This is a genomic window from Kosakonia arachidis, from assembly GCF_900116535.1.
Classification (GTDB): Bacteria; Pseudomonadota; Gammaproteobacteria; order Enterobacterales; family Enterobacteriaceae; genus Kosakonia; species Kosakonia arachidis.
Genome location: NZ_FPAU01000003.1, coordinates 312417 through 333983, shown reverse-complemented (window position 1 = coordinate 333983; position 21567 = coordinate 312417). Strand labels below are relative to the sequence as shown.

General features: G+C 46.0%; 25 protein-coding genes and 1 pseudogene. 6 read left to right on the top strand and 20 right to left on the bottom strand.

What is annotated here, in order from left to right; genetic code table 11:
- The first annotated feature begins 19 nt into the window (after positions 1-19).
- A complete protein-coding gene (locus BM427_RS26055; RefSeq protein WP_244316612.1) occupies positions 20-196 on the top strand; it encodes a hypothetical protein in 177 nt (58 codons plus the stop codon).
- Here BM427_RS26055 and BM427_RS13180 read toward each other — a convergent pair.
- The 19 genes and pseudogenes from BM427_RS13180 to BM427_RS13080 all read right to left on the bottom strand — a co-directional run.
- Positions 168-704: pseudogene (locus BM427_RS13180) on the bottom strand (DUF6538 domain-containing protein); the annotation flags it as partial. The gene BM427_RS26055 and the pseudogene BM427_RS13180 sit on opposite strands and share 29 nt — an antisense overlap.
- Positions 705-1292: 588 nt before the next feature.
- Complete coding sequence (locus BM427_RS13175; RefSeq protein WP_090122183.1) at positions 1293-2552, bottom strand: hypothetical protein; 1260 nt, start codon at positions 2550-2552, stop codon at positions 1293-1295.
- A 337-nt stretch (positions 2553-2889) separates the two neighbouring features.
- A complete protein-coding gene (locus tag BM427_RS13170) occupies positions 2890-3882 on the bottom strand; it encodes a DUF6896 domain-containing protein (RefSeq protein WP_090122757.1) in 993 nt (330 codons plus the stop codon).
- Positions 3883-5351: 1469 nt separating this feature from the next.
- Entirely contained in the window at positions 5352-5900 is a 549-nt protein-coding gene (locus BM427_RS13160) for a hypothetical protein (protein ID WP_090122181.1), read from the bottom strand.
- Between the two features lie 649 nt (positions 5901-6549).
- A complete protein-coding gene (locus BM427_RS13150; RefSeq protein WP_090122180.1) occupies positions 6550-7347 on the bottom strand; it encodes a helix-turn-helix transcriptional regulator in 798 nt (265 codons plus the stop codon).
- 115 nt (positions 7348-7462) lie between these two features.
- Positions 7463-7738 (bottom strand): type II toxin-antitoxin system RelE/ParE family toxin, encoded by a 276-nt coding sequence (locus tag BM427_RS13145; RefSeq protein ID WP_086530362.1) that lies wholly within the window; start codon positions 7736-7738, stop codon positions 7463-7465.
- Positions 7739-7741: 3 nt separating this feature from the next.
- Positions 7742-7990 carry a CopG family ribbon-helix-helix protein gene (locus BM427_RS13140; RefSeq protein ID WP_090122178.1) on the bottom strand — a complete coding sequence of 83 codons (249 nt, stop codon included), beginning with the start codon at positions 7988-7990 and terminating at the stop codon, positions 7742-7744.
- Positions 7991-8066: 76 nt separating this feature from the next.
- Positions 8067-8900 (bottom strand): DUF4942 domain-containing protein, encoded by an 834-nt coding sequence (locus tag BM427_RS13135; protein ID WP_090122755.1) that lies wholly within the window; start codon positions 8898-8900, stop codon positions 8067-8069.
- Between the two features lie 114 nt (positions 8901-9014).
- Complete coding sequence (locus tag BM427_RS13130) at positions 9015-9353, bottom strand: TA system toxin CbtA family protein (RefSeq protein ID WP_090122177.1); 339 nt, start codon at positions 9351-9353, stop codon at positions 9015-9017.
- 24 nt (positions 9354-9377) lie between these two features.
- The gene (locus tag BM427_RS13125) at positions 9378-9728 is read right to left on the bottom strand and encodes a type IV toxin-antitoxin system YeeU family antitoxin (protein ID WP_090122175.1); all 351 of its coding nucleotides are present in this window, start codon (positions 9726-9728) and stop codon (positions 9378-9380) included.
- 20 nt (positions 9729-9748) lie between these two features.
- Positions 9749-9970: a DUF987 domain-containing protein gene (locus BM427_RS13120; RefSeq protein WP_090122174.1), complete on the bottom strand. Its 222-nt coding sequence runs from the start codon at positions 9968-9970 to the stop codon at positions 9749-9751.
- 13 nt (positions 9971-9983) lie between these two features.
- On the bottom strand, positions 9984-10466 hold the full coding sequence (gene radC / locus BM427_RS13115) for a RadC family protein (protein WP_090122173.1): 483 nt from the start codon (positions 10464-10466) through the stop codon (positions 9984-9986).
- 35 nt (positions 10467-10501) lie between these two features.
- On the bottom strand, positions 10502-11323 hold the full coding sequence (locus BM427_RS13110) for a DUF932 domain-containing protein (protein WP_090122171.1): 822 nt from the start codon (positions 11321-11323) through the stop codon (positions 10502-10504).
- Between the two features lie 110 nt (positions 11324-11433).
- Positions 11434-11646, bottom strand: coding sequence for a hypothetical protein (locus tag BM427_RS13105; RefSeq protein WP_090122170.1), 213 nt, complete (start codon positions 11644-11646; stop codon positions 11434-11436).
- An 80-nt stretch (positions 11647-11726) separates the two neighbouring features.
- The gene (locus BM427_RS13100; protein ID WP_090122168.1) at positions 11727-12086 is read right to left on the bottom strand and encodes a hypothetical protein; all 360 of its coding nucleotides are present in this window, start codon (positions 12084-12086) and stop codon (positions 11727-11729) included.
- 53 nt (positions 12087-12139) lie between these two features.
- Positions 12140-12550, bottom strand: a complete 411-nt coding sequence (locus BM427_RS13095) for a YfjT/YkfB family phage-associated protein (RefSeq protein WP_425280069.1) — start codon at positions 12548-12550, stop codon at positions 12140-12142.
- A 107-nt stretch (positions 12551-12657) separates the two neighbouring features.
- Positions 12658-13335, bottom strand: coding sequence for a helix-turn-helix transcriptional regulator (locus BM427_RS13090; protein WP_090122165.1), 678 nt, complete (start codon positions 13333-13335; stop codon positions 12658-12660).
- A gap of 60 nt (positions 13336-13395) precedes the next feature.
- Positions 13396-14124: a DUF3944 domain-containing protein gene (locus tag BM427_RS13085; RefSeq protein WP_090122164.1), complete on the bottom strand. Its 729-nt coding sequence runs from the start codon at positions 14122-14124 to the stop codon at positions 13396-13398.
- Positions 14125-14335: 211 nt separating this feature from the next.
- Positions 14336-15322 (bottom strand): hypothetical protein, encoded by a 987-nt coding sequence (locus BM427_RS13080; RefSeq protein WP_090122163.1) that lies wholly within the window; start codon positions 15320-15322, stop codon positions 14336-14338.
- A 499-nt stretch (positions 15323-15821) separates the two neighbouring features.
- On the opposite strand from BM427_RS13080, the gene BM427_RS13075 reads away from it, so the two are divergent.
- The 3 genes from BM427_RS13075 (at position 15822) to BM427_RS13065 (ending at position 17464) form a co-directional block, all read left to right on the top strand.
- Positions 15822-16391, top strand: a complete 570-nt coding sequence (locus BM427_RS13075; RefSeq protein ID WP_090122754.1) for an inovirus Gp2 family protein — start codon at positions 15822-15824, stop codon at positions 16389-16391.
- Positions 16392-16545: 154 nt separating this feature from the next.
- Positions 16546-16764, top strand: coding sequence for a helix-turn-helix transcriptional regulator (locus BM427_RS13070; protein ID WP_090122752.1), 219 nt, complete (start codon positions 16546-16548; stop codon positions 16762-16764).
- Positions 16765-17017: 253 nt separating this feature from the next.
- The gene (locus BM427_RS13065) at positions 17018-17464 is read left to right on the top strand and encodes a putative zinc ribbon protein (RefSeq protein ID WP_090122161.1); all 447 of its coding nucleotides are present in this window, start codon (positions 17018-17020) and stop codon (positions 17462-17464) included.
- A gap of 202 nt (positions 17465-17666) precedes the next feature.
- On the opposite strand, the gene BM427_RS26050 is transcribed toward BM427_RS13065, so the two are convergent.
- Positions 17667-18206: a hypothetical protein gene (locus tag BM427_RS26050; protein ID WP_244316524.1), complete on the bottom strand. Its 540-nt coding sequence runs from the start codon at positions 18204-18206 to the stop codon at positions 17667-17669.
- A gap of 314 nt (positions 18207-18520) precedes the next feature.
- Between BM427_RS26050 and BM427_RS13055 the strand changes: the two genes are divergently transcribed.
- Complete coding sequence (locus BM427_RS13055; protein ID WP_090122160.1) at positions 18521-20227, top strand: class I SAM-dependent DNA methyltransferase; 1707 nt, start codon at positions 18521-18523, stop codon at positions 20225-20227.
- Positions 20217-21566: a restriction endonuclease subunit S gene (locus tag BM427_RS13050; protein ID WP_090122158.1), complete on the top strand. Its 1350-nt coding sequence runs from the start codon at positions 20217-20219 to the stop codon at positions 21564-21566. The genes BM427_RS13055 and BM427_RS13050 overlap by 11 nt, the downstream gene beginning before the upstream one ends.
- Position 21567 lies beyond the last annotated feature (1 nt).

The following is a 21567-nucleotide window of genomic DNA, read 5'->3' as shown; positions in this document are numbered from 1 at the left end:
CACCGACGCCACAGATGTTGTGTCGTTTGGCACCTCGCTTCATGACCCGGATTGCTACTATCTCATTCGCGCCTTTGACAGTGTTGAAAGCATGGCTGCGGTTCTTGATGCCTTTTATGCAAGCGCTGACTGGCGCAGCGGCCCACGCGAAGATATCATCGGTAGCATACCGAAGCTTCTGAATAACCGTCGCTAATAATGTTACGTAAATGCGCTGGTTGCGCAGTGAGTTGCAGATAACCTTTAGCAACCCCCTCGATACCCTGCTCTTCGCCATAATTAAGAACGTAACTACCATCAAGCGGGTCTAGCTCAGCCTCAGAGAGAACCTCAACATAAAAGCCAGCTTGCCCCGTCGCCAGCCAAAATACGGGCAGATTGCGGTTCATCACCGCCTGTATTAATTGCGCAACAGGCAACTCAACTGACTGAGCAAAGTTGGAAAGCGAAATCATACCCTCCCCAGTCAGCAGCGGGGCGCTGTCATTTAAAGATCGGTGATCCAATTGTTCATACTCTTGTAAGGTCTGATACCAGACCGCCAACAGTAGCCCGGACTTTAGCTTCGCTTCATGAAGATCGTGAGTGCCTGTTGAAGTGTGAATCTCACACTGTCCTGCGTATCGACGAAAACGTTGGGGAACGCTAATGCGGACAACATAAATGCCGCTGGTTCGACGATAGAGTTTATATCGATGAGACATCGCCTCGTACACCCTTTTGTAAGAGGGGCTACGCGATTACAAGCAAAATATCGGAAAAAGTTATTTAAAAACAACTAATTAGAGAAGACCTGGTGCGAAGGTCGGACTCAAATGCTCATATAAGTAGTTGAAATGTATTAAATATAAAAGAACAACAATAAAAAGTGCCCCCTTTTATGCCCCCAAGCATTTTTTTGCCCATTGCTGTATCGTAAGCCATCAAGTCTCCTATGGTTAGGTTCCCTATACCGGATCCTAACCGGAACAATCCATCATTAGGTTGTTCATTTGAATGCGTTCTCCCCCCTAGACGCCAAAGCTGACTCCTTCAGATATGGGGTAAAAAGTTTTTTATGGAAAACTGTCCATACTGTTCACTTGTGATTTTTATTATTAATATTCAATAAGTTAACAAGTGAATGGTTGGTGAACAGTGAACACTTTACTATTCACCTACGCAGGCTTATAGATGTATTCGGTGAAATCTGCTGTGAACGAAGAACTAACGCTTATTCATCCCCGTTATCTTCAGATTTCAGAGCGTCAAGGTCAGCCTGACTCATGCGCATCTAACAAAACAGTAGCAACTCATATTTTTCTTTTGCTTCTCAATAGTTGAACTAACTCATTACGGGATCTATACAGGTTATCTTTTATCTCATTATGAGAACGCCTTTTTTTTCTTTCAACCACACCTTGAAGCGTAAACATTCTTGATATGCTCTCTAGCTTTTTAGCTCCAAGGGTCTCAAATATCCACTCCATGAAATCATTACTATAAATTGGAAGTGTATTATGTGACTCTCGATGAACCGCAATAGCATTGAGCCCAGTGAGGTTCAATATATCCCAAACATCAACATCGCAAGTTAATATTTGTGCAAGGTGAAACTGTGTATTGTTTTTATCACCAATAGTATTAGTCAGCAAATCTAACATTCTAGCCATGAATAAATCCATAGCACAGTTTCTAATCAATTGAAGTGGTTCAGATGTATTTGTAAGGCCATTAAGCTTCCTAGTTGTTTGCAACTTATTACTGTGAAAAATAATATCAACACAAACAGCGATTTCCTTTGGCATTAAAATAGATATTTCTTTATCAATAATAGATAAAAAGTCCATTAACTTATTCTCAGAGGAACGTTTTGAACTGTATTCAATTATTTTAGTCTTTAACAACAATAGCTCCATTAGGTCTACTATCTCCGAAAACTGACCAAACGAGCATCTACTTTTATTATAGTAGTCAAATAGAAGAACATCGGCTTCCCTTTCAGACACCTCCTTATATTTCTTTAGAAATAACTCTCTCCACGATGAATTGAAGTGAGAGTTCACCATAGAAATTGATTTTAAAGCAGCGACAGTTTCTCTAACCTTTTCAATATCAGTTTCTTTCAGGTTATTTTCTATCTCAGACAGATACAATGCCATGTTTAAGATATTAATATCATCTTGCGATATGTTTTCAGATATAGAGCTACAGACCTGATAAACTCGTTCTGATGGCTGAGCTTCATAGGCAAATGAACGAATATAGCTAGCAGTATTACTATCAACATATATTGCTGTTGAAATGAAATGCTTAGTTATACCTTTACTTTCAATCACTTCTTTATCAATAACACATAGCGAATTTCCTTTAAATGGCGTTAAGAGGTAACATTTTGGTGACAACTCTTTTTTAGGCAGATAAAATGGCCCACCAACAGACTCATGCGAGTAAATAACCCTCCACTCTTTTAACTCGTTTTTGAAATATTCATACTGCCCCATCGCATCACTAAATGATGGGGCATTCCCTATTTCATTCAACAGCTTTAATGTATTGATTTCCTTGTTCATACTTACTCATAAAATTAAGGCACCAGTAATTTTATAATATCACATCAGATATTTGACAATATAGCCTTCGTCACGAAATACCGCTGTGAACAACTCTTTTGAAAACTCAATAAATTGAAAAAAAGGAATTAAAATCAACTAAAAAACCGACCCTATGGCCATATTAAATTAGCTACTTCCAGTACGAAATTCAGATGCCGTCGAGACTATGTTATACCCCCATCTAATCGTAATAAAGCAGATACTAGGAAACAAAGGTTGACGTGGTTTACTCATTGTTTACTGACTCTTTTCACGGCTTTTAAAGGTGAATGGCTAAATTCATTAGCAAGCATTCTCAATATTTAATTTTCTTAGAGCGTGATAGCTTTTCCTTTATCAAGTTGCTCTCTCCTTTACGCCCATTAATAACATAATGCACTTCGCAAAAAACTCTATACTGCGAAAAAAAATCTGAAAGTGCCATATGTAATTCAAATGCCCATGAAAGACGCTCAACTTCCTTATCAAAAAAATGGTGTATAAAATCAGCATTCTCTCTAAGATGAAACACATTATTCCTAAATATCCTCAACGAATCCGAATGTTCTTTCATCAACTTTCCGATGCTATCTGAAATTGGCAATAATTCCTTGAAACTTTCAGGACGTTCATTCTCGACTAAAAGTCGCATTTTTAACGATCGGAAACCTTCGCAGACAACACCTAAAAAACCTAGCCATGTAGAAAGATATATACCCATGTCAAATTGTTCGCGATGACTCAAATGGCCATTCTTTTTCATTTTCTGGTTGAGTTTATTGTAATTTTTAAACATAAGATCAGCCGTTTCGAAATAATGAATTTGGAGTGTCAGTACACGGTCATGATTGCGACTTGGGAGCATATCCTCAGGGTTTCGGCAATCTATTTCGATAGCGTAGGTGTGTGGTGCATTAGCAAAATAATAAAGATCGTGGTCTGGAAAAATCAATTCCCCATCATTTAGCGCCTTTTTCAAATGTTCCTTAACATCATCATAATTTCTGAAACCGTAGGCTGTAAGATTCTTCCCAGCAAAGCTAGTTAACCACCAAGAATTAAACCCTCCTATCTCACCCTGCTCCCCAAAATCAAAATCTACGATACCTGAATCCAGTTCTACCCGGCATCCAGCTCCATGTTTATAATATTTAATACCGCCCTCTAACTCACCAACACTGGGTATATCAGATTCAATCCATCCATAGCTACTGGATGGCATTTGGATGCCAGAACGATGCATTAGCTTTAAAGCGACCTGTACACTATCTTGAAAGTCAGCAATCAAACGATAAAGATTTTCGTTCATACCAGAAGCCCATTTCATTTTGTTGAGTACGTGATGTATTACGTCTCCAGGCCCCGGAGACGCTATTATGGATAATATCTCCCTTTCCGAGAAATTAACATCGGCTATGCTCCAAGCCCGCAGCGAGGGCGTTCAGCCCGTCAGGTCCCAGTGTTTTTGAAGCATACCCAAACGAGACAGATACAAGCGCAGGCAAGAGCAGCACCCAGCATCAACGCAAAGTGCTTTAACAGTGGGGATTCAGGAGTGATTTAGCGTTTAAAGAGAAGAGTAACCCTAACCCACAGCCTCACGCTCAGAACGCGAAACAGGGTCATAAACGCCACAGAGGAAGGCAAATCGATATACAGCCCGCCCAGCCTTCGGCTGGGAGAGGCGCACGGGGGAAGTTGAAGCCTTAACCGTCGAGGGAGGCCGAACTATAAACATGCAATTTTTCAAGCGGGGGACTTTTAACAGTGGGATTGTGGGGCTGTTTTGCATTCAGAGAGTGAGGCTGTGGGGTAGCCCTCCTTGAACCAAATAATGCGAAACTGATCATTCTTCCACGTAGCTTAGGCCACTTTGCATGGATAATTAGCACCAAACACAGCAGCCAGTTTAAGAGAAATGCGCGACATCTACCGTCTGCGTTTACCCCAGCGCTGCATTATGGCTCTGTGTGCTTCATCCGCTGACCATTCAATAGGTACAACAACGTATACAGGCATTTCATCGCCAGAGGGGGTACCACGTAAATGGACTTTATACCCTAGTTTATTAAGTTCTACCTCGGACATCGGTGATATAACCTCGCCGCTATGGCTGCCGCCAATAAACTCAGCTTTAAAATCCAACATGCCCCCCTACACACTAATAAGAATCATTGAAGGTGTGTCACCCAGCAGCTACGCTGGGCAGAACATCACCTCGGACTAGCAATCAACTTAGTATCGCTTTGTGTCTCGTAGTATTACAGACAGTAACCACCACCATTGGCGTTTGATCCAACAAACATCACTGAACATCTTGCCGTCAGATGTTTTGATATAAACCCCGCCACGATGATGCACTTTGTTGTGATGAGCCTTATTTATGAATGGCACGTTCAAGACCATTTCGTCTCGTGCTTTCAATCTTTTTGGTAGCATCGGTGTGATCATGTTCTCGTCCGAATATTCGTCGGATAACATTCTAAGGCGTCCACTGGCTGTTACTACACCGGCTGCACTCAACGTTACATCGTGTGCGCTTATGTTCGAAACGTATATTCTGTCCTCGTGCTGATCACACCCGAGGTAAAGTCTTAGCGATGTTCTTGATTTTAGTAACTGAAATACTGACAAACCGAAACCCGCCCACGCTGCAATTCCTGTCCAGTTATCAGTCTCTATGATCCAATCAATCAATGTCTTCTTCACGGCAGCTTTACCATTGCGATGTTGTCTTTTACCGATAGTATGTGTTAGCTATTTAGTAAAAAAATAGCACTAATGTGAAGCCAGTATATCTCCCCTTAAGTCTGAATAATCACTCAACTTATATCTCGTACTGAAAATCAATTGAAGGATACTTTCCAATGACCCTAGGTCAAACTGGATATATTCCTGAGATATTCCATTGTTAGTTATTTTGATGCCTAAATATGTATATCCTTCGGCATCAGTGCTATCCCAGTCAGCATGTACAGTAATGTTTCGTAACCGTCCACATTCCTTGAGATCCTTTATAAGACCTTCAAACATATCAACATGCTGCCCAACACCCAAATGGAATAATTCGGAATGACGTCTAAACAACTCGACTTTTGCTGCATAATTCATGTTATGCACAATTATTATTCCTAACTGATCTGACCGATCGCTGAATCCTTCATAAATGACTTTATCTAATTCTTTCTCTAGCGCATTGAAATACATAACAATCTGGCCAATAAGTGGCAATGCAGATTCAAGGTATTCTTCCTGTTTTGCAGCATCATCTTCAAAATCAATATCATGCCATAAGAATTGATTAAAGCTCTTTCTTTTGGTCTTCATTTTCTACCAGATAACTGTTTGAACTATCACTGATAATATGCCGTTTACTGACACAATAAAAGTCATAAGCCCCGTTGGTGGTAAGACAACAAGCGGAGTCGTCAGGCGACAGCATCAGAGTTATGTCAGTTAGTGAAGTTTATCAGGATGACCATGTACCCAAAGGGAGCGAGGCCGAACCGCTGGCAGAGCTTGCATATGGTCTGCAAGTACCGTGACCACCATAAACCTGTTTATCCCCTGCGGCGTCTCGCGACGGCGACAGAACGGGGGCATCGGGCTAAAATGCGCTTCACTAAAAGTTTTTGGGATTGTTTAGAGACGGTGGCTACGTCATAGCTTTCAAGTTGATTCAGTACGTGTTTGACGCTTGGAACGACACGCCGCTATGAGTTAACATCCCAATTACCACTATCAACCACAGCGGCTTTTTCAAGGGACATAACAGAGCATTTCTTACAGGCAAAAGAGACAGATTTTATTGTCTAACTAGCTATATTATAAGGAATTTAGTGACTTGGTGCGAAGGCCGGACCGCGATTGTCGACGTAACCAACTGAAATAATTGACATTAAAAAATAAGAGAACCGCCATATATACTCACATGTATACTCATGCGCGATTCTCTGAAAACTTAGCTAACTTAAAATCACTCCTCATCATCTTCCACAGGCTCTAGCGCGTCAAGTGCGACTCGTACCATCGCGATAGAACCAATACGGATAAAAGCATCTTCACCATCCTCGTCGGTCAGCACGTAACGATCCGTTGTTTCAGGCTCGCCATCCAGCGTTTCAAAGAACGCATTCAACTGACCGATATCATCCACCTCTTCGTTTTGCGGCGCATCAGACTCAACGCACAGTGGAATCTCACCCCCTCCGTTCGCCAGGGTGATATGGACATTAAAATAATCGTCTTCGTAGGCATCATCCTCTTCGTCAACGATTGGCCGCAGACCATCAGACAAAAACTGGTGAAATGCCACTTCACGTATATTTAACGCATAACGATACTCGGAAGAATCAAAAACGAAGAAGCGCTCTGTGTTTGGGGTGGTTTTTTCCTGAAAATAATAATAAAACCTCCGCTTATCCGCCGCTGAAATGGGCAACAGCAAATAGTCCTGATGTCCCTGTAGCCAAAGTTTTACGGTCCAGAGACCGCTATCCATTTCAATACCGCTTGTGGCTATCGCCTCAAGATCTTCATCGGTTTTACGACGCTTCTTGCGGAAGTCGTTTATCAACCGATCGCTTTCCGGGAACACTACGTTTAGAGGTTTATCCAGGGCATTGCATATTGCCTGTGCAAGACTCAGCTTTGCCGCAACCTTCCCGGTTTCGATACGCTGAATTTGTTGCTGGCTGGTGCCGACCATAAACGCCAGCTCTCGCTGGGTGATAGATAGCTGAGTACGGAGCTGTTTGATGCTGTTCTGTAACATGGCATCCATCCTTCAGAAGGAGTAGAAAGTGCCATTAAAACACAAAATTGAGTAAAAAACACAAAGCTGTGTTTTTACTCATTCATCAACACTCATGGACGAAAAGAAAATCTTTTCATCGTTCTTCTTTGGTATGCCAGAGATCCACGATATAGATGTCATTATCGCGAAGTTCGTAGTGAACCTCGTAATCATCGAATAATACTTTTCGGACCTCACGAGGTTCATACCGAGTCTGCTGTACGCCAATTGCCGGATGCGCTGTAAGACCAGCACAACCAGTAATCAGGCGATCCAAAACGTCATCGGCGTGCTGGCGGCTGTACTGAAGGGCAAAACGGTAGATACGCTCCAGGTCATCCTGAGCTTTAAGCGTCCAGTAAACTTCCATTTATCAGGATTTCTTTAAGCGATTAGCAAAATCCACCATGTCCGAGTGGCTCATCACGCGACCGGCATCCACATCGGCAAGACCGGCCTGAATGCTCTGATGACGCCGTTCTCTTTCAGCCAGCATACTGGTCAACGCTTCTTTAATAATCCAGCTCTTAGAGCGGTCCAACTCAATTGCCAGATTTTCAACAGCGGCAGCCAATTCAACGGGTATCTGTGCACTGATGGTTTGTTTAGTAAGCGAACCCATAGGGATTACCTCGTTTAATAACATTTAATAACTCCTATTAAGATTAGCATAGAGGTGCCTATAAAAACATCACATCTCATTTCGCAGGCAACATCCCAGGAAAGTGCTTCGCCACGATATCGTTCATCTTCTCTACCAGATCCAGGCGTTTAAAAGTGATATGTCCGCTGCCCTTCTGGAAGTAGCGAATAGTGAACAACTCATCTTCGAAAATCTGCTGATGCGGATTGTCGCGCACGAAATCCATAAACCGGATGGAGACATCATGCCGGTTATCAGGAATGGTTTTACCATCCAGCAAGTAGAGCATCCGTTCCAGATCGGCTAACTGATCGCGCCGCCAGCCCCAATTCAGGCAGTAGCCCCATCGGTCGTGCTTCACCAGATTGTTGATGATGATCCTCTTGCCGAAACAGCTGGGATTGTTGGTTTTATAGTCCCAGCTTAGTCCTTTGAATACGTTGATAATCCCACGTTCGAAAACATCCTGTTTATTGTGGTGGAGTTGTTTAAAGGTACTTAGGATGTTGGCTTCACTGATGGCTGGAAGATCGCCCTCTTCGAGGTTTTTAGCCCACTGGCTGCGGGCTTCGGCATCCATCAAGGTCAACATCCCGGACTTCAGCATGAGATCGCGCCAGATACTGCGGTCGATATTGCGGGTAATCACCGGCATCGCTTTATCTACTGATTGCATCAGCCAGCAGTCAAAGGAATGGCCCTGTCGCATCGCCCAATGCTCCGCTACATCACCACCGATGCTGGAGGTTAACCGCGAGATATCATCAAGCTTATGGATCAGGATTTCTATCAAGCTCAGCGCAGCATCACGTCCTGTGACGATACGCTCAATGCTGGTCGAGCAAATTAGCTCACTATGATCGGTTAAAACTTCAGCTTCTGTTTGCATGATATTTTGTCCGTAAAAAGCAAACACGCCCGCCGGGAGTGGCAGGCGCATTATGCAATGAGTAAATAAGGAAGACAGATCGGGAATGTAATTCGGGAAGGAGACTCGCAAGATTCAGCGTGTCAAAAGATTATGGCTTTGTCGTAACAGACCAGTTGCCTGTCGCGCCCGCAAAATATCTACAGCCCGAAGATAAGGCGATTGTTCCTGCCAGCTAAATCCCTTGCGATCGATACGAACCAGCTCGTACTTTTCCACCAGAAAGTTAACGGCATCCGCCAGCGTAATACCGGCGTCGATATGCTCCTGAATAACGCTTTCATCACTGAACGGAGTGTCATTCAGCGTTAGGCCATAGTGTTGCTCCAGTAAACGCGTAAGCAACGTTTGCCAGACAAGTACTGGCGGCGGGCATGGCTTCGCCACCCGTTGATTTACAGGAGGAGTTTTCATAAGTTTTCTCGTTGGGAAATGGACTTAGCGTTGGGTAGGATAGATAGCGAGATAAACGTAGCCACAACTACCATGCGTATCCGCTTCACAGGTCAGTTCGTTGTGGTACAGCGTAACGCAGTGCTGGTGCCGTGGATTAAGCTCACCACTGGTGAGCATCAGTTCTAGCTGTTTCATCAGTACAGGAAAAGCCAGGTCGAGATGACGTAAATCCGCATCGCTGAACTGACCGTTAAAGCTGGCGCGGTCAGCCAGGTAATGCAACTGGTTATCCTCCTGTGCCAGGCGGGCACTAAAACACGGTGAGAAATCGCTTCGGAGTCCCCACCACGGCTCTGCAATATCCTGAACTGCGATCTTTCTTTTATTCTGCATTTTTGCACTCCTTAAAAAGGTTAATTCAGGGTCACGCTACGCAGGCTGATATAAGGCCCGTTGCGGTCCTGACGACGTTCAGCAAAGACAGCCAGTACCCCGTTGATGTTTTGAACCTCCCTGCCGTAATAGTGGCAGACGCTGCCGTACCACTGATATTTCCCGGTACAGAAGCGAAATAACCGCGACTCAGGGTGCTGTCGGTATATCGCCATCGCCTGACGTTTACTGATAATTTTCATTAATAATCTTCCTTTAAAGCCAGCCACGTTCAGCAAACGAGACAACATCCATTCCGCCCACCACCAGGTGGTCGAGCAGCCGGATATCCACGAGAGTCAGGGCACTCTTCAACCGTTTCGTTATCTGCCGGTCGGCATGACTAGGTTCCGCCTGACCGGAGGGGTGATTGTGCGCCAGTACGGCTGCTGCCGCATTGTGCTTCAGGCCTGACTTCACTACTTCGCGGGGATGGACTTCAGTACTGTTGATGGTGCCTTTAAACAGAGTTTCGTGAGCAATCAGGCGGTTCTGGTTATCGAGCCAGAGCAGCATAAACGCTTCCCGCTCAAGTAATGCCATCTGCAAGCGCAACCAGTCCCGAACTGAACTGCTCGATGTAAATGACATGCCGGGCTCACGCAACTGGCTTTTCAGCAAAGTTAAGGCGTGTTTAATGGCACGCTGCGTGGCGGGAGCCAGCTCAGCAACAACAGATAATGAGTTTGTTGTGTTCATGGTGAGGGTATCTCCTTTAATTTAAGTGGCTAACATTAGTGGTCAAACAGTGCCAGCATGTTTTCGGTCATCACCCACAGGGCGCGGTTTAGCTTCACGTCTCCGTCGATGCCGCTTACGGCGCGGGTCCGGCTGCGTTTACCTTGTGCGGTACGTCCAGGCAGACCGCCTTTCAGCAGGTTTTCCTGAATGCGCTGGTAAGTGGTCCACAGGTCATCGCTCTCGTCCTGCCAGCGTCGAGGAGCAAGAATTTGCGATTCAGTTACTGGCTGGTAATCCTCCCCAAAACGGTATGTCAGCGCCGCTTTAGCCAGTGCATGCTGTGCTGGTGGCGGGAGTTGCAGGGACTGCATGGCGTCACGTTTCTCTTCCACCCGGTTAAAGACGCTGAGCACTTCATAGGCACCCTCAATCACCTTCCCGACGACATCCCCCCTGTGCGGCACGCGGATCTCGCCAAACGACTGTCCGCAGACGAGCGAATTAGTGCATACACTTCGGAATATCCCCGGCAGTAACTGAAAACTTGATGCGCCATCGTGCGAATTCAGGATGATAATTTCCGGCACCTGCTGACCGTTTATCTGACCGGCACGACGCAGGCGCAGCATATGCTTTGTATGTTCCCGTCTGCTCTGGTCGCGCACACGTGACTGACAGGCAAAGAACGGCTGGAACCCTTCGTGTTTAAGGTTCTCCAGCAGGGTTATCGTGGGTATGTAGGTGTACTTTTCGCTTCTGGAGTCGTGCTTGTCTTCCCCGAAGACGCTGGGGACATACTGCATCAGTTCTTCGCAGGTTAAGGGACGGTCACGTCGAATCTGGTTCACCTGACCAAAACGGCTGGCTAATCGCATAGTTGATTCCTCATCTGATTAATCTGACGGTATAAAAGCAAAAGCCCCTGCTCCGTGAGGAGGCAGGGGCAGATATGATGTTCACGGTGGGAGGGATATGGCGGGCAGGATTACAGCGTATCCAGAATCTTCAGTATCTGCGCCATCAGGGCGGTGATAAGTGCAGTGACCAGCAACGTGACCGCTTCCCGGGCTGTATCAATACTGCTGTCATCGTAGCCTGCCTGACGCAGGCGAATTTCAATAAATTTCCGGGCCTGATGGCCGCCGCACCAGGTCAGTGCCTGGGCCAGGGCCGTCACCAGCATTTTCAGAAAGGTCATAGAGTTTGCTCCGGACTGCCAGGCGGCAGTCCTCTGGTGGAGTGAAGATTTCTTTGAGGAAGCTGATACAGGAAAGCAGCTCAGTGGTAGGTGTAACGCCATCCCCCCTTATCCGTGGTGACGACGACTTCTGAAGCCACGCAGTTATTATAAAAACTCACTCTGACGGACTGCCCGTAGCGCAGGGTGGCAGGCAGAATGGTTTCCTTATTTTTTGAAGACAGGTACTTCTGGTTATCGATACGACAGTTACCGCGGTTCACGTCTATGTTTTCAACGTTGATACTGTCATCCAGTGAGGTGACCACAACAGTGACGTAGCGTGTTCCGGCGGGGTGAATATTGTTACTGGTCTCCACTTTAACGGGCGGCGCTGACTCAGCCAGCGCCTGAGCTGACAGTGCAAACAGTACGGGTAACAACATGTGTTTAACTTTCATAATCTGTTCCTTTTAAAATAACGTAATCAACAGGCGTTAAATTCAGATGCAGGCTAGAGTGCATCTTTACCCACACAGCCGTGGGTCCCGAATGCCGGTAGTACCTTAGCCGCCCCGGCCAGAGTGAATGTGGCTGACTTAACACCGTCTCCGGTTACTGAGACCTGTTTACCATTACGTAACTGAGCCCAGGCCAGCGCCAGGTTATTACCGCCCACGCGACTGCCAGATTCGCTGATATCAATAAGTGCGCCACCATCGATACTGACCTGAAGGCTTTTATCTTCATCCATACTGACCTGATGCCCGCTGGCGTCAGTAAATATGACCATGGCCGGTTGCGAGCCATAATCCTCGCAACTCAGAGACAGCTGCGACTGACCTTCCCCGTTGATAACAAACTCTGATACTCCCTGGCCCCATCCACGGGTCCAGGTATCCGGGCTGCCAGATGCCTGCGCCATAACCGGCAGCAGACTGCCAGCCAGTACCAGGGCGCTGAGTAATACTTTTTTCAAGATGAATTCCCTCTGTTAGTGAAAGTGCGGTTTTGACTAATGAATAAACAGACTCATTCCCGGATGAGCCCACTGATGTACTGAAAATGCGGCAGGGCCTGAATAAATCGCGGGTCTTCAAAAATCCGCCGGATATGGCTGCTTCTGGTGAAGCCCCCGATGGTCATGACCACATCGGAGATGGCTGAAAGGGTAAATACCTGAATCCGTTCGCCAGTCACTGCAGTCAGGTACCACTCGCCTTCCAGGCAGATAAGCCGGTAAGGAGCAACGGCGGACTGATGGTGTCCGTGGTGCAGAAAATGAATGCGGCGACTGCTGATGATGGCCTGGATAATGACCTGAAAACCGCCAAACAACGCCGGAGCCTGACGGGGTGGCGTATTCCAGATAATGCAGGGGGAATCCTGACCGCTGTCGAGCAGGACAGACAACAACTTTGGGTCAAGTGCCGGAAAGTAATGTGCCACCCTGGTTATTTGGGCAAAACGGATAATGTCGCTGTTGGTACGAAAAGGGCCCCGAGCATCCCGCAGACGAAAACTCCCGCCGGTATATTCTGTGTCGATATAGCGCAGTCGTTCACGCAGGTCGCGCTGAACGGTGCGCTCAGAGACACCAAACTCCTGAGCAAGTTGCCTGACACTGAGCGTTTCCCCCATAAAGAGGCGGCTGACCAGCATGGCGAGACGGCTTGCCAGGCGGTCATAGCGTTGTTCCTGTTCAGACATGAGGGATGCTTCCTGCGCAAATAGCAGCCCTGTCGGGGCTGGTGGTTAAGTAAAAAGGTGTTAACGGGAAAGGCGCTGCTGTCTCAGCCAGGACACGATGATGCATGCTGGTATCGTGACCCGATAAGCCGGACCGGCGAGGCCGGAAACCATCCATGATGAACTCAATGCGATGGCAAGTGGACCCGCCAGTACGGAAAGTGCGCGCGAAGCAACCACAACTGTCCCCCAGGTGGCAATACCACCCAGAGAGGCAATGACACTGGCAGACAACATCGTTGCCAGCTCCAGCGCAGCCAGCGAGGAAGTCCGTATGGCAGCCTGTACGGCGATAAGAATGAGTTGCGGCGTGGGGTTTGTCAGATCCAGATGCATATTGCGGGAAAAAGCAGCCAGCTCTTCCGGTGTCATCTGATCCAGGCTCTTTTCCAGTACCTTCATCAGCAGAGCAAGCTCAATAGTTTCGGTAGTACTTTTCTGGTTGTAATTCACATCAAGCTTGTCACAGACATCAACGAGAATTTCCCTATAGGCCACGCCTTGCCCCAGCCGGACCAGACTCGCCAGGGTATTCGCGCCGTAACGCTGAAACTCAGCGGCTATCAGTTGCCAGTAGCGGCGGTGGTCTGGTGCTAACAGGCGGTACTCCGGAGTACTGGTCAGACTCTCTGTCCAGCGAGTGTCGCCATCGCGTGGGTCAGTGGTCAGGATGGAAACCAGTAATTGCAGTTCTTCATTGCTGCACTGGCCCAGCAGATTCAAATCAGGATCATTACGGTAGACAGCCATTATCCGTCCTCAGTCAGTGTGATGTGAGGTCACACTGTAAAAGGGGCTATTGCACGGATGTGTCACCCGAAACGGTGAGTTTTTGCGCTAACGGACCCGGGTACGACAGGGTATGTCACAGCTCCTGTTTCACATTCTGACAGAACATACACCCAGCAGCCGGGAGTTTCCGTTATCCATTACAATGATATATATATGATTTTATATTGAATTATCGAATTTGTTTGAACAAAGATTGTACAGCCAGTTCCATCAGTTCTGAGTGGCTCATACTGTGTTTTTTTGATAATTCCTTGAGCATTCTGATACTTTCTTTGCTCAGGCCGGAAAGTACGGCAGTCTGTTTTTTATCCGTCTCTTTTCTTTTTTCACGCACTTTCTTTTGTGACCAGGCTTTAGTCAGTGAGGTGACCAGTGTTTCAAACTTGTCTTCTCTACTCAAAAGGTAAAGCTGTGTGGTTAAAGCATATTTGTTATCACTCTCAGTTAGGGGCACTAAATCAGCTGAGAACATATTCTTTTTCTGTAAATAGCGGATTGAAAAAGAAACTGACTCTTTACTTTTTATCAAAGAGGTCATGTTGACCTCACTTCTACATATTTCTTTCCTCTCCTTATAGTGACGGGACAAATAAGACGTCAGAATATTAATTTCAGTGTTTGCAAACGGTAATGAATTTAATATCGTCAAAATTGATTTATAACGTTCTTTATGCCCGGCTGTCAGCCTGTTGATTTCAAAAGTATCAGAAACCAATACCGCCCGACGCTGATCCTCTACATCACTGTAGCGATGGATGTTATCCGCTCTAAGTAGCTTAAAGACATCCTTCCATTCGAGATGTATCAGAGCCCACCAGAAATAGTGGCATGCCTCATTATCATTTTTAAGCCATGTAATGCAGCTGTCTGAGAAAGCATCATCCCCTGCATCCTTAACAAGTCTTACTATTTTATCAAAAGAATATTTATTCTTATCATAAGCGACACCAGAACAGATAAAATTTATTATTTCCGGAGCATTATTGGCTATCTGAGGAAAAAGGGAGTTAGCTATCGTCAGGTTGAGAGAGATTAATGTGCGCCTGAGTATGTGCAATGGTACAGTTGAAAGATATTCCTTTATCAGCTCCGTGGCATCTCCTGCCAGTGCCTGTGCAGATTTAATTCTCATCATTTTTACACGCTCATCATTCATGTCCAACTCCCTCTCTCGCGTCTCCTTCCACGGTAACTTAAAATCAGGTATCAATAAAGATTTATCGTATAAAAATCACTGTTTTTTAGAAGAAAAAACAAGGAAAAAACGTTCCATAATCAGCGTGTTTATCCTTACAGGTAGTAGGATACAAGTCATTTAATTGCATTAACAATGCTACACAGGAATACTACAGTAACTCCAGAGTGGCTGTACGGCCAGAACAGGGTGCATTGATAGTGCATAGACTGCATATGCATGCACATCACATAACACTGACTGTCGGATTGGTAATATCTACCTGTCTCCCTCTTCATCCCTTGTACGCTTATAGCCACAGATCCTGTCTTAATAACCCTTCCGTAATCAGAGATGACTTAATCCAATTAAACTGAAATATAATTACTCAGTTTTAAGCACCTGGGAAAATAGCTGTTTCGAATCTTTTTTTACCACTCCGGTGATTGATATGAACGATAATCCACCGGAGATTTCAACAATGAACCACACCTTTAACCCTTTCTGGCAACAACGTATTACCGACATCTTCCTGAACGCCCTGAAGGTTTATCCACGAATTTTAATGCTGAGGGTTGATCTGCGGACACCTGATATTCCGGCTGCGACAGATGCAGCAGTAATATCTCGCTTTACCGACTCACTGAAATCAAAGATTTATGCCTACCAGCAACGTAAACAAAAGGAAGGGAAACGCGTACATGCCACCACGCTGCGTTATATATGGGCCAGGGAATATGGCCCAAAGAACGGTAAAAAACACTATCACATGGTCTTATTGCTGAATCGCGAGACGTGGTGCTCTGCCGGAAATTACAGCGATCCGGGCTCTCTCGCCGGGCTTATTAAACAGGCATGGTGTAGCGCTTTGCGGGTAGATACGCAGGAATATGCAACGCTGGCCCATTTTCCTGAAAACCCGGCGCTGTGGATTGACCGTGATAACAACACGCAGATCCAACAGGGGCTGGAGCGGGCCTCTTATCTTGCCAAAGACTATACCAAAATCACCGGTGACGGGGAGCGTAACTTCGGCTGTAGTCAGGGCTGACTGACCCTTCGCTCATGACCCGTAAGACAGGGGTTAACCAACCGTCAGGTATTTTTTTACAGGCAATCCCAATCCTCTGAAGGAGTACCTGTGTGCAATGTTACTCAACCACGCCGGACTCCTCCCACCATTCATTTTCAGAGGGAGAGATTCCATGACCGCTACCTATAACCCCGTTCTTTGCGCAGAAGACCCGCTTATCGATATGACATTCATCACCACGTACACAGGTATGACTGACAAGTGGTTCTACAAGCTTATTCAGGATGGCGAATTCCCAAAACCCATCAAACTGGGACGGAGTTCCCGTTGGTATAAAAGCGAAGTAGAAAGCTGGATGCAACAACGCATTGCAGACTCGCGGAGAGCCTGAATATACAGCCCTCGTCCACCGGGAAATGTCATTCCCGTCAAACGGCTAACTGCATACCGCCCCGCTGGCAGTGCGAACGTTGCAAACGCCGCTATTGCGGCGAGAAACCCTGCCCCATTTGCAGCCGCCCCCCTGAACCATCAGTTCCAGTCATCCATAATCAACCTGTAACCCGCCATCCTCCACACAGACAGCCATCTCGTTCCTGGACGGTACCTGCCTGCATGTCGTATGGCGGTAAGGAGTCAGTCCGATGAACTTTAAGACCGTTACCAGTAAGGAACAGAACGGCGAAATTCGTATGCTGAAATGCTACCTCGCCAGTGACCACCGTGGGCATTTTGTGACGACCAGTGAAGCGGCGAACATGCCGGGACAGTTATGGAGCTGCGTATCCTGTGGCTGTCGACTCATCTTCCATACCGGCACGCACGCTGACTCACCCTGGTTCGAACATGACCAGAGGACAGTAGCTGCCAGTACGTTGATGAGCTGTGCGCATATTGACCCGGCAGTGAAAGCGGAGATACGCAGAAGAACATTACGCAGTCTTTTCAACACCCTGGATTCCCCGGTAATGTCGCTGGACTGGTACTGCGTCTGGTGCGCTAACCATTACAGCGGGGAAAAACGCTGCACTGCCTGCGGGACCGGTATTTACAGCATTGAGGAGGCCTGCTGGCAGAATAATTACACCTGAATTGGCCTGCTTGTTGGGGAGATGCCAAGCTGCAACTCCACATGATCCGCTACATTAGCGCCCATGATTTTAACATGAGGATAATGCACTGAAGTAGCAATACCCTGGCAAGGGTAAGTTGCTACATTTCTAAATTCCATTCGTCATTCGCACGGACGGCAGTGCTCAGATCGGACTAGTTACGCGATCTGAGCGTTGTGAATCACCGGGACATACGCTGCTTGACTACTTCAAAGAACATTTCCCAGAGGTGTTCAGACATCCCTTCATTCGTCAGCAGCTGTTCTGGTGAATTGCTTCTGCCATATCCCCCCATCAGAGCACGAAAACCAAGCGTTTGACCGTTATCAGCAAGATTCAGGCATTCGTTATAGCTATTTCGAACAACATTATCCTGGCTATAACAGATATCTCCCATTCCATGATGTTGATTGCTACGCCAGATTCCGCACTGACCAACCTTGCCACCGTTGACATATACGGCACATGTGAAGGAATCGTTATCAGGTCGGTGGGAATCAACGTCTAGCCCTGCATGGCGCTTTTTGAGTTCGTCCAGCGAGTTAGCAAAGTAACGAGCGACATACTCAAAACCCTCTCGACGGGCACGATCTTTATCAAGGTCAGTAAAACTCTTTGGTAGAGAAAGATTGCTGGAACGAGGTGTAAAAACTGTATCCGCTGTACTAACCAAAGGCTGGGCAGGAACAGGTGTACTTTGCTGTGGCTTTCTCGCCTCCATAGCAGCAATAGCGCGAGAAACGGCATCGACGACCTGAACATAACCTTCATCGTGGCTGGCAAATTTGGTGATGGGAATAGGAAAAAACGAGAGTTGTCATAGCGCGTACGATGCTCCGGTAGAGATATGAATAATACCGCCATTATTGCGCCAATCAGTGTAAAAGAGTAATCCCCCTTGCCACAAAGTATCGATGCGGAAATCAGCCCTTCATCTTGGTATCGCGCTGACGTCAGGGTATGATCCCTAGCAATTTCCCTGATTTTACTTAACCTGGATACCGAACCAGGCACAGATGATTTTTTGAGGTTTTGATGGACAACGCTGAACAGCAATTTCTGAACGATCTGGATACTAAGTTCTGGAAAGCCGCAGACAAGCTACGCGCCAATATGGACGCAGCCAACTACAAGCATGTGGTACTGGGGCTTATCTTTCTGAAGTATGTTTCAGATGCCTTTGACGCCCGTCAGAAGGAACTGAAAGGGCTGTTTGAAGACAAGTCCAACACAGACAACATTTACGCGCTTTCTCGTGACGATTACGACACAGAAGAGGCGTACCAGCAGGCGATCGCAGAAGAACTGGAAGTCCAAGACTATTACACCGAGAAAAACGTCTTCTGGGTGCCAAAGCTGGCTCGCTGGGAAACGCTCAAAACCAACGCAGCCCTGCCTGTAGGGACGGTTCTGGGGAAAGACGATAGTGGTAAAAATATCGTGATGACGTCGGTATCGAAGCTTATTGATATTGCGCTGGATACAATTGAGAACAGCAACACGAAGTTGAAGAATATCCTCAACCGTATCGGGCACTTTCAACTAGGTAACGATCTGTTGATCAGCCTGATCAACGTTTTTTCAGATACCAGCTTCAGCGAACCTGAATACAATGGTGTGAAGCTCAATTTGAAGAGCAAAGACATCCTCGGACATGTCTACGAGTACTTCCTCGGTCAGTTCGCGCTGGCGGAAGGCAAACAGGGCGGCCAGTATTACACGCCAAAAAGCATCGTCACGCTGATTGTTGAAATGCTCCAGCCCTATAATGGCCGCGTTTATGACCCGGCGATGGGGTCTGGTGGTTTTTTCGTTTCCAGCGATCGCTTTATCGAAGCGCACGCAGATGAAAAACGTTACAACGCTGCCGAGCAAAAGCGCAATATCTCCGTTTATGGGCAGGAGTCCAACCCTACCACCTGGCGTCTGGCTGCGATGAATATGGTGATTCGTGGCATCGACTTTAACTTCGGTAAACAAAACGCCGATACTTTCCTGAACGACCAGCATCCGGATCTGCGTGCCGATTTTGTCATGGCTAACCCACCGTTCAATATGAAAGAGTGGTGGAATGCGAAGCTGGAAGATGACGTCCGCTGGCAGTACGGTACACCACCACAGAGCAATGCCAACTTTGCCTGGATGCAGCATATGATCCACCACCTGGCACCGAAAGGTTCTATGGCGCTGCTGCTGGCGAACGGTTCGATGAGTTCCAATACCAACAGTGAGGGTGAAATTCGCCGGGCGATTATTGAGGCGGATCTGGTGGAATGTATGGTGGCCTTACCGGGACAGTTGTTTACCAACACCCAAATCCCGGCCTGTATCTGGCTGCTGACCAAAGACAAATCAGGCGGTAATGGTAAGGCTCATCGTAAAGGTGAGGTTCTATTTATTGATGCTCGCCAGATTGGCTTTATGAAAGATCGTGTATTGCGTGATTTTACGCCTGATGATATCAAAAAGATTACCAATACTTTCCATGCTTGGCAGACTGATAAAAATTATGAAGATGAAGCTGGTTTCTGCTATGTAGCCACGCTGGATGATATAAAGAAAAAAGGGTTTGTTCTTACACCAGGGCGTTATGTCGGAGCTGCCGAGCAGGAAGGAGATGATGAACCGTTTGCCGAAAAAATGACATGGTTAACCGGCCAGCTTAAAGAGCAATTTGCAGAAAGTGCTGAGCTAGAGAAACAGATTAAGGCGAATCTGAGGGGGCTGGGTTATGAGTTTTGAATGGATTGAGACCACATTAGGTGATTTTATAAACCTTAAACGTGGATATGATCTACCAAAAGCAAAACGTAAAGATGGGACTGTTCCTGTTATTTCATCTTCTGGTTATTCTGGATCGCATAATGTTTCCATGATAGAAGGCCCTGGTGTGGTAACCGGCCGATACGGCACCATAGGTGAAGTGTTCTATATACCTGAAAATTTCTGGCCTCTGAATACCACTCTGTATGTTGATGATTTTAAAGGTAATTCGCCACTATTTATCTATTACTTATTACAGACAATTAATTTTCATTCTTTTAGTGATAAAGCTGCTGTTCCCGGAATTAACAGAAATCATGTTCATATGGCCAGTATCACTGTACCAAAATCAAAACATGAACAAGAAAAAATCGCATCTGTATTAAAAAAATTAGAGGATAAAATATCTGTCAACAGAAGAATGAACTTAACACTTGAACAAATGGCGCAAGCTCTGTTCAAGTCTTGGTTTGTTGATTTTGAACCGGTAAAAGCAAAAATAGCCGTATTAGAGGCCGCGGGTACGCAGGAAGAGGCAACACTTGCGGCCATGACGGTAATCTCTGGAAAAGACGCTGTTTACTTGGCCGATTTTGAGCGAGAGCAGCCAGGAAAATATGCTGAACTTAGAGCTCTGGCTGAGTTATTCCCGGCTGAAATGCTGAAGAGCAAGCTTGGCGATATTCCTGTCGGATGGATTAATACAGACTTATCGAGTCTTGCATTACTTAATACTTTATCTTGGTCTAAGAAAAATGCACCAGAATCATTAAATTATGTTGATTTGGCCAACACAAAATGGGGAGTTATTCACTCTACAGAAGAGTTTTTATTTGCTGATGCGCCAAGTCGTGCTCGTAGAAAATTGAAGTCAGGCGACACTATCGTAGGAACTGTTAGGCCAGGAAACGGTTCCTATGCTTTCATTGATGAAGATAATTTAACCGGAAGCACTGGTTTTGCGGTATTGACACCGAAAAAAAATCATTTCAGTACCTTTATATACATCTGTGCTACTTCTAAAGATAATATTGAGCGATTAGCTCATTTAGCCGATGGTGGCGCATATCCAGCAGTAAATTCTGATATTGTACTAGCTACTCCATGTACTATTCCTGTTGAAGATAGAGACAGTGAAAAGCTGATATCAGCTTTTCATGGCTTCGTCAAAAACTTGTTCGATTGTAAGAAAAATATTTCATTACAAAACAAATCGCTAGAGCAACTTCGAGATATTCTACTTCCTAAGCTTATATCTGGTGAAATTGATTTATCAAATCAATCTCTCTTTCCTAAAATAATTATGGAAGGGGCATGAA